This window comes from Acetatifactor sp. (assembly GCF_982438285.1).
The window spans coordinates 1-8,437 of the sequence record NZ_CEWDFQ010000113.1 but is presented as its reverse complement, the minus strand read 5'-3'; the positions used below and the strand labels follow the sequence as shown (position 1 = coordinate 8,437).

Here is an 8,437-nt window from a genome sequence, read left to right as displayed (position 1 = left end):
CCAAGGAACTCCCCGCTTCTGACCCTGGACACCGAAAGCAGCTCTGCGCTCACCTCCTGGCCCTCCGGCCCCGCTGTGGAGATCACAGTGAAAAAAGAAGCCTGCCCTTCCTTTTCCAGATGCACCTTCAAACAGCTGCATTCCAGCAAAAGATTATATTCCGGAGAGCATTCCGCCTCATACAGGGTTCCTGTCCCCTTCAGGGCAAGCAGCTGTGCCTGGGTCCTTTCCCCCTGGTAATGCACCCGCACCGGTCCTGATAAGCCATCTGCAGACAAAACTGCTTTTCCTTTGTGCCCAAAGTGAAAATACCCGTCATAGCTGTGGCTTCCTGTGCCGTAAAACACATCCGCCAGCACAATCAGCCCCTCCGCCACTGTCACTACCCTTCTGGAAGCCAGGATTCCTCTGTCCATGTATCCGAGATGCGCGCCCATGGCCAGATTCACCTGCCCCTTAAAGCAATATTCACCCTTGATAGGGAAGGCCATGCGGCTATAGCCCCAGCTGTCGATACATTCACAGAATTCCCCGCCGTCTACACAGACTGTGTTATGGGCAGAGGGCAGCTTCAGCCTTTTTCTCACAGCACTGTCCACATAAGTGTATCTGCCCGGGTCAATGAGAATATCCTCTCCCCTGGAATAATAATCCACATGGAGCTGATCTCCGTGGCCGTGGCCGCTTCCCATACAGCCGCAGTGAAACCGCACATAGTCCCCATCCTCCGCCCATCTGGAGCGGAGCATATAGTTTCCTGCATCCATAAGCGCCCTGGAAGTTTCCTCTGGCATCTTTTCCTTCAAAGCCCCATATTCCGCTGCAGCTTTCGCGCCCAGGTTCCAGAGATTATCCTCAAAATAATGTCCCCCGGCCAGAAATTTCAGCGTTCCATCCTCAAACAGCACTGCCCCCTGAACCAGCATATCCCGTGCGTCTATGTCATCGCTGTCCCCCTGACAGGGGATATGCCCGTTTGGCTTGCACCAATAGGCCAGCGCATACAGCATTCTGTGGACGGACTCTTCCAGCCTCCCTGGGGCCTGTATGCCAAACCGCTTTAAGTGAAGCAGCACATCCATCAGTGCATAGAGCACTTCGCAGTGATACATGGGGCTTTGCTCCCACTGGCTGCCGTCCCCGAACACCTGCATGGACACCTCCTCGTCCAGTCTGCGCACCGCCTCTTTCAGCCACTCCTCCTTTTCAAAATACAGTCCTAACAGGGCAAGTCCATGATTCTGCAAAACCCCCCAGTTGCTCAAATGATGGAAGGGCTCGTTTACCTCAAGCAGATAGGTTCCGTGAAGGGAAAGCACCTCCTCCATTTTCGCAACCAGCTCCTCCTTAAGAAGGGGACTGTCCCCAAAAAGCAGAAGGCTTTTCAGCCAGTATTCAATTCGGATGCCGCTTTCTAGGCTTCTCCAGGTATCCTTCCTGCTCTCCTGCGTAAGCGGAACACGCTCTATCCAGTCGGAGATCAGCTCTATAAACTTTCTGGGATATTTTTCATCCCTTGCAAGCTGCCATGCCTTTCCCAGAATAAGAAAACAGGTGTGGCGGTTTAGGGCATAAATCCACTCCGGATCTCCTTTCGGAATAAAATCCCAGGCCACCTGCTCCTGGAATGTTACCTCCTCATGGGTCCGCTCCATCTCCCAGTGTTCCCTGAACACAAAGGTATTGCGGCACAATTTATCCGCCTGCTCCAGCACCTGGGCGCATTTTTCTGGAAAATGCGCCTTCATATATGCCGTTGTCTCCTCCAGTTCTTCTGCAAACCAAAATCTATCCAATGTTTTCATTTAAAACCTATCCTTTTATTCCGCTGGATGCAATCCCCTGTACAAAGAATTTCTGTCCTGACAAAAAGATGATCACAACCGGTATCAGGGACAGCACACTGGCCGCCATAACCAGTCCGTACTCCGAGGAGTACTGGCCGATAAACATTTTTACTCCCAGCTGAATGGTTTTATTCTCCGTAGAGTTAAAATAAATCATAGGCCCCATATAGTCATTCCAAATGGTTACAAAGCTGAAAATAGTCAAGGTAGCCACACTGGGCTTTGCCAGGGGCAGCGCAATGCGGAAATAGTTCCCGTATTCGCTGAGTCCGTCAATTCTTCCGGCCTCCAGAAGCTCATTGGGAAGGGACATAAAAAACTGTCTCATAAGAAATACCCCAAAGGCCGTAAAGCTTTGCATTAACACATATCCCAGATGACTGTCCACCAGGTGCATTTTGTTCATCATGCTGTACTGAGGCAGCATGTATACCTGCCAGGGAATGGCGATGGTTGCCACATAAAAGAGAAACAGCACATCTCTTCCCTTAAACTTACATTTGGAAAATCCGTAAGCTGCAAAGCTGGAGGTAATTACCTGAATAACGGTGATAAGCACTGTCAGCTTGATACTGTTGAACGTAAAAGTCAGCAGCGGAATTTTAGACCATATCCTGGAATAGTTCTGCCACTGGGGAACCTCCGGTATCCAGGTAAAATTCAAGCTGAAAACCTCCACGTCCGTCTTAATGGATGCGCTCAGCATCCACAAAAGAGGCATCAGTGTAATGGCAGTCAGTGCAATCAGAAGCACATACATTATGAATTTGTATCCCATCGTTTTCCGTTTCATGATCGTTCTCCTTCCTGCCCTTACATATAGCTGACCCATTTTTTCTCCAGACGAAACTGCAGCGCTGTCAGCGCGGCTACAATCAGGAAAAGAATCATCGCCGCTGCAGAGGAGCGCCCATAGCTCCAGGAGATAAACGCCTGGTTATAGATATACTGGCTCATCATAGTGGATGCGTTGCCCGGCCCGCCTTCTGTCATCAGATACACCAAATCAAAGACCTTAAAGGAATTAATGGTTAACATCATCACTACGAAAAAGGTGCTGGGTGTCAGCATGGGAATGGTAATGCTCTTAAACCGCTGAAAAGCGTTTGCTCCGTCTATCTTGGCCGCTTCGTACAGGGACTCAGAAATGTCCTGGAGCGCCGCCAGATAAACAATCATAAAATAACCCATATTTTTCCAAACGTTTACAATGATCAGCGCCGGGATTACCCAGTCTGTGCTGGCAGTCCATCCAGGAGGATTTTCAATACCTATGGCGCGCAGGAAATTGTTGATGGGGCCGATATCCCGGAACAAAAAGTTCCACACCACTGCCACCGCCACATTGGAGGCCACATAGGGAAAAAAGATAGCGCAGCGGAAAAAGCCCTTTCCTCTCAGCTTCTGGTTCAAAAGCAGCGCAAGCCCCAGGGATGCGCACATAGAAAATAATACGGTAAACACACTGAAATAAGCTGTTTTCCAGATAGAGCCCCTGAACACTCTATCTTTAAAAATGGCGATAAAATTGTCAAGCCCCACAAATTTCATGGGATTATAGCCGTCCCACTCCGCCAGGCTCAGCGCCAGGGCGAAGATAACGGGAATCAATACAAAAATGAAAAAGCCAATGAAATTAGGAAGAATGAAAGAAAGACCTACCAGGGTATTCCTCGTATTCAATGACATATGTTTTTTACTTGTTCTTGCCGCCAATTGAATGTTCTCCTTTCATATTTCAGGAGGCGACAAGATCACCTGCCGCCTCCTGTTATCGTCAGCCGTACCTGTTTGGTAACAGCCTGCATTCTTATTGCGCCTGAATTTCCTGGCTGCGCTGGCCCATCTCTGCCAGGCCGTCGTCTACGGAAAGCTCGCCGATCATAATCAGACTGTGCTCCTCGCCCAGCATCTGATTCACTTCTGCAGATTTCTCATCGTAAGGACGATCCAGAGCAATATTCTTGGTCTGCAGTGCCTCTGCTGCGCCCTCCGGCATTCCCTCAGCGCTTGCAATGATGTCAATGATTTCCTCTCCCTGCATGGAGTGCGGCTTTCCTACCTCAGCATAGATCTGAGCGCCCTCTTCTCCGCAGACAAACTTAACAAATTCCCAAGCCGCATCCTTGTTCTGAGAATTTGCGCTGATTCCCATAGGTGTGGTGGAACCAACCGTATAGCCTGCTTCCAGCTCCTCAGAATGAGGAATGGTTGCAATACCCCAGTTTACACTGCTCTCGCCTGAGTTGATAGAACTGATCAGGGTTGACATATACCAGGTTCCCATAGGCATCATAGCAACCTGCCCCTGGGCAAATACGCTGGCATATCCGATATTGCCGGTCTTTAAGGTGGAGTAATCCATACAGGTTCCAGCCTCCTGCATACGCAGAACCATCTCATAGTATGGCTTGAAGAAGCTGTAGTCTGTATCCAGAATGGTATGCACGCCGTCCTGTACGCCCCAGTTCTGTACAAGCGCCTGCCAGGTGTGGAAATGCGCTCCATACTTCTTTTCTGCTCCCTCACCTGAGGTCACCTGTGCTGCAAGCTCCTCAAACTCTGTCCAGGTCATATCATTGGAGGGATAAGCAACCCCCGCTTCATCGAAAATGTCTTTGTTGTAAAACAGAATATAATAATCGGTAGCGGAAGGCAGTGCAACCTGCGCTCCATTCAGATTCATAGTCTCCGCCACACCGTTGTATACGGACAAATCCAGACCGTCTCTTTCAATGTAGGGCGTCAAATCCTCCAGCTGTCCTCTGGCAGCAATGGAAGGCGTGGTATCTCCGTCCTTGATCCAGACAACATCCAGCTCATTGCCGCCATTTAACATAACAGTCAGCTTCTGGGTGTAATCAGCGGATGCCGTATCAATCAATTCAACCTTTATATTGGGATTGGCTGCCTCAAATGCCTCTACCACAGGATAAACATAAGCGTTAGCCGCTGCATCCCAAACAGGAACCTTAATGGTTACCTCCTCACCTGATGCAGCGCTCTCTGCTGCGGTCTCTGTCTCAGTGGATGCCTCCACAGTGGACGCAGCCTGCTGGGAGGAGGGCGCCTCTGAATTTGCAGCAGGCTCATTTGTACTTCCACAGCCTGACAGCATTGTTCCTGCCAGAGTCAGACTTAAGGCAGCGGCCAAAACCTTTCTGAACATTCTCTTTCTCATATCAAAATTACTCCTTTCACTTTTCATTCCTCCAACGGGAAATCTGCGGGCCCTGCAGTTTATTGCTCCCTTATTGACTGTATCTGCATTATAGCGCAGAATACTATTCTTTAAAAACTCACGAATTCAAGAAAGACAAATACTTTTTTTGGATGTTTCGTTCTTCCCATCTCTCGGAAGCATACTTTTTTTCAAACTAATAAAATTTTTTGCAAAATGAAACCTTCTTTCAATCTAAAACCGCCTCATGGTATAATAATCTCAGAAACCCTATCAAAAGCTGCCGTCTTTGAGGCACAGGAGTACAGATGAGAATTAAGGACAGTATTACAGTAAAAATACTGACATCTATGTCAATATGTATTATTTTCTTTACATCCGCAGGGATTTGGGGCTCCTCCGCACTCTACAGCACGCGCCTGTTTCAGAAATCCCTGCAGATTAACGAGCAGTATATGCACGTTATCTCAAACCAGCTGGAAAGCGATATTGCGGAGCTGCAAAAGCTCACCGGCCTTTGCGCCAGCTCCTTCAGCATCATGGAGGCCCTCAAATGCCAGGATATGTCCAGCATTTCCGCACGCAGAAAATGTCTGGATGCCCAGACGGAGCTGGAGCATTTTACCTCCTCCACCACTCTGGCCAATTACCTGAGACGCTGCGTCATCCTCAATCAAAACGACATACGTATTTCTTCCTCTGTGGGAGCTACCTGGAATGAAACAGATTGGAGAACCCTTCAGGAATTTCTGCAGACAGAGGAGGTAAAAAGCGCTGTCTCGCCTTTTTACGGCTGGCATTCCCTTCTGGGTTCCCACAGTGGCCACAACCTTTCTTACCTTGCTCCACTGGGGACTGTGCCCGGAAGCTACCTGTACATAGAGCTCAGCGAAACCCTCTTGTCCGATCAGCTTCTGCCCTACCAGGGACTTTGGGATCTTTTCATCATTGACGGGAAGGGTTCGCAGATTCTCACCTCCTTCGTTCTTGAGAAAGACGCCGAATTAAGCAGCCTGCTTGCACCCTCCGGCTCTAAAATCCGTTACGGAGGACATACCTATCAGCTCAGCAGCATTTCCTTGTCCCAGTTTGATATTATTGTGGGCAGCCTCAATGATGTAACTATAAGCGCAGGCGATAATCTTTATATTCTTTACGTTCTGCTCATTTTATTTGCCGTCACCGTCTGCGCCGGCATTTTCATCGTGCGCCTTTTGACCAGACGGATCACGCGACCCATCGGCGTTTTGACTGAGCATATCCGGAAAATTTCTGAAACCAATGATTTTTCCGGCAATCCGCAGATTGAAGCCTCATCCGATGAAATCGGAGAAATCGGCAAGGCCGTAAACCAGATGACAAGCCACATACAGACGCTTCTGACAGAGAGGGAGGCCATGTATGAGCAGAAAAAAAATGTGGAGATCAATCTTTTGCAAAGCCAGATCAATCCCCATTTTCTCTACAATACACTGGACTCCATCCGCTGGATGGCCGTCATACAGGGCAGTAAAAATATAGAACAGACAACCAGGGCCCTGGAGCATCTGCTTCGAAACGTGGCCAAGGGGATTGACGACAAAATCCCTCTTCGCGAAGAGCTTGCACTTGTGAGCGACTATATTCATATTCAAAAGGTGCGCTATGTGGAAATTTTTGATTATATCTGTAATGTTCCAGAAGAACTCTTAGATTGCATGATCATTAAGTTTACCCTGCAGCCCATTGTGGAAAACGCGATTTTGCACGGAATCGAGCCCACAGGGCAGTTTGGCCAAATAGAAATCAGCGCCCGAAAAAAGGAGGGGCATCTTTATATCTCCATTGAGGACAACGGCGCAGGCATGACAAAAGAGGAGCTGCAGCGGCTTACCGCCTCCCTGTCAAACCAGAGCAAAAATGCCATGAGCGGCATCGGTGTCTCCAACGTGGACACCAGACTGAAATTAAATTACGGCCCCGAATATGGCCTGATCTACGAAAGCTCCCCCGGAGAATACACCCGGGTTACCATACATATTCCAAAGGAGGAAGCCCTGTATGTATAACGTACTCATCGTAGATGACGAAACCATCATTTTGTCAGGCATTAAATTCCTCATCGACTGGGAAAAGAACGACTGTACCATACTGAACACTGCAAGAAATGGCAAGGATGCCCTTGAAAAGATCCGTGACTGCCAGCCAGACATTGTGCTTTGCGATATCAAAATGCCCATTATGGACGGCATTGAGCTTTTAAAAACCGCGGGCCAGGAGTTTCCCTCCATTGTTTTTATCATGCTCACAAACCTGCAGGAGTTTCAGCTGGCCAAAGAAGCCATCCATTACAGGGCCCTGGACTATCTCTTAAAAAATCAGCTGGATGCCTCTGCGCTGGAGGAAGCTCTGACCAAGGCTAAGAAGGAGCACGACCAGAGAAGCAAGCTGGTGCAGGACGACAAATTCAAATATTACGATAGTCTCAAAAAAAGAGAGCTGATTCAGAAGGCATGCCTGGAGCTTCTTTTTTCCCCAAATGGCTCTGCCCTCTCCCATGCAGAGTCCATTCTTTCGGAAAACCGAATGCTGGACGGCTATGGAATTTTGTATATTCCCTTAAACTTTGCCACCCTTCCGGACTCCAAGACATTGACCCGCGAATCCAAGATTTCTCTGACTGCCTGGGAAAAGGAGCTTGCAAGCCGCTTGGCAGACAGCCTGTTTGGAGAAAATTATCTTTTTGTCCAAACCGGCCAGGACGACAGTCTCACTCTCTTTCTCTGGGGACAGGGAAAGGATTGGAAGCAGAAGGTTTCCCTCTTTTCCTCCAAATTGTCAAACGCATCGGAAAACATTACCCAGGTCCAGTCTTTAGTCTGCGCCACCCCCTGCTTCTTTGGCGCCAATCAGCTCTCCTCCTGCAGGGAAGCCTATTTCCAGCGGATTGAGTATTTCTATCTATATGAAGAAACGGAATCCTCAGAGCTGACCCCTTCCCTTCCTGCCCATGAGCCGCTGGGGCTGTCTGGCATCGGGTCCCAGCTGGAGGCCGAGCTGAACAGCCGGAACCTTACCGGCTGTATGCTTCTTTTGGATAAGGCCATTGACAGACTTAACAGCACAGTCCACCAGAAAAGCCAGGCCATATGGCTGTGCAATGAGCTGTACCGCAGCGTCTCTAAGGTGTTTCCTTCGGAAAATCTGGACGGAAATCCTGAAATCCGAATGCTGATCACACGCAGCCAGGTTATCCGCTGGATTGAAAATTTGAAAAATTCCGTCTCTGCTTTTCTGGGAATCCGGGCCAGTCTCAAATCCGCTCCGGTGGAAAAGGCAAGGCAGTATGTGATCGAGCATGTGGAGGATCATATCAGTCTCCAGGAGGTTGCAGATGCGGTGTCCATCTCTCCCAGCTATCTGTCCACCC

At 49.0% G+C, this 8,437-nt stretch carries 6 protein-coding genes; 2 read left to right on the top strand and 4 right to left on the bottom strand.

The genetic code is table 11. The annotated features are described in order from the left end of the window. The 4 genes from AC1WIP_RS07310 to AC1WIP_RS07295 form a co-directional block, all read right to left on the bottom strand. A partial coding sequence (locus AC1WIP_RS07310) for a heparinase II/III family protein (RefSeq protein ID WP_481141233.1) occupies window positions 1–1,805 on the bottom strand: 1,805 nt, incomplete at its 3' end. Between the two features lie 7 nt (window positions 1,806–1,812). Beyond that, window positions 1,813–2,640, bottom strand: a complete 828-nt coding sequence (locus tag AC1WIP_RS07305; RefSeq protein ID WP_481141232.1) for a carbohydrate ABC transporter permease — start codon at window positions 2,638–2,640, stop codon at window positions 1,813–1,815. Between the two features lie 20 nt (window positions 2,641–2,660). Next, window positions 2,661–3,536, bottom strand: a complete 876-nt coding sequence (locus AC1WIP_RS07300; protein WP_481141234.1) for a carbohydrate ABC transporter permease — start codon at window positions 3,534–3,536, stop codon at window positions 2,661–2,663. A 121-nt stretch (window positions 3,537–3,657) separates the two neighbouring features. Then, complete coding sequence (locus AC1WIP_RS07295; RefSeq protein ID WP_481141231.1) at window positions 3,658–5,028, bottom strand: ABC transporter substrate-binding protein; 1,371 nt, start codon at window positions 5,026–5,028, stop codon at window positions 3,658–3,660. A 308-nt stretch (window positions 5,029–5,336) separates the two neighbouring features. On the opposite strand from AC1WIP_RS07295, the gene AC1WIP_RS07290 reads away from it, so the two are divergent. Continuing rightward, window positions 5,337–7,076, top strand: a complete 1,740-nt coding sequence (locus tag AC1WIP_RS07290; RefSeq protein ID WP_481141230.1) for a sensor histidine kinase — start codon at window positions 5,337–5,339, stop codon at window positions 7,074–7,076. Further along, window positions 7,069–8,437, top strand: a 1,369-nt coding sequence (locus tag AC1WIP_RS07285) for a response regulator (RefSeq protein WP_481141229.1), incomplete at its 3' end; no start/stop codon positions are given. The genes AC1WIP_RS07290 and AC1WIP_RS07285, both read left to right, overlap by 8 nt.

Bases quoted from the DNA above. Each gene is read 5' to 3' on its own strand.
- AC1WIP_RS07305 (WP_481141232.1), bottom strand. From the start codon at position 2,640: ATGAAACGGAAAACGATGGGATACAAATTCATAATGTATGTGCTTCTG.
- AC1WIP_RS07300 (WP_481141234.1), bottom strand. From the start codon at position 3,536: ATGTCATTGAATACGAGGAATACCCTGGTAGGTCTTTCTTTCATTCTT.
- AC1WIP_RS07295 (WP_481141231.1), bottom strand. From the start codon at position 5,028: ATGAGAAAGAGAATGTTCAGAAAGGTTTTGGCCGCTGCCTTAAGTCTG.
- AC1WIP_RS07290 (WP_481141230.1), top strand. From the start codon at position 5,337: ATGAGAATTAAGGACAGTATTACAGTAAAAATACTGACATCTATGTCA.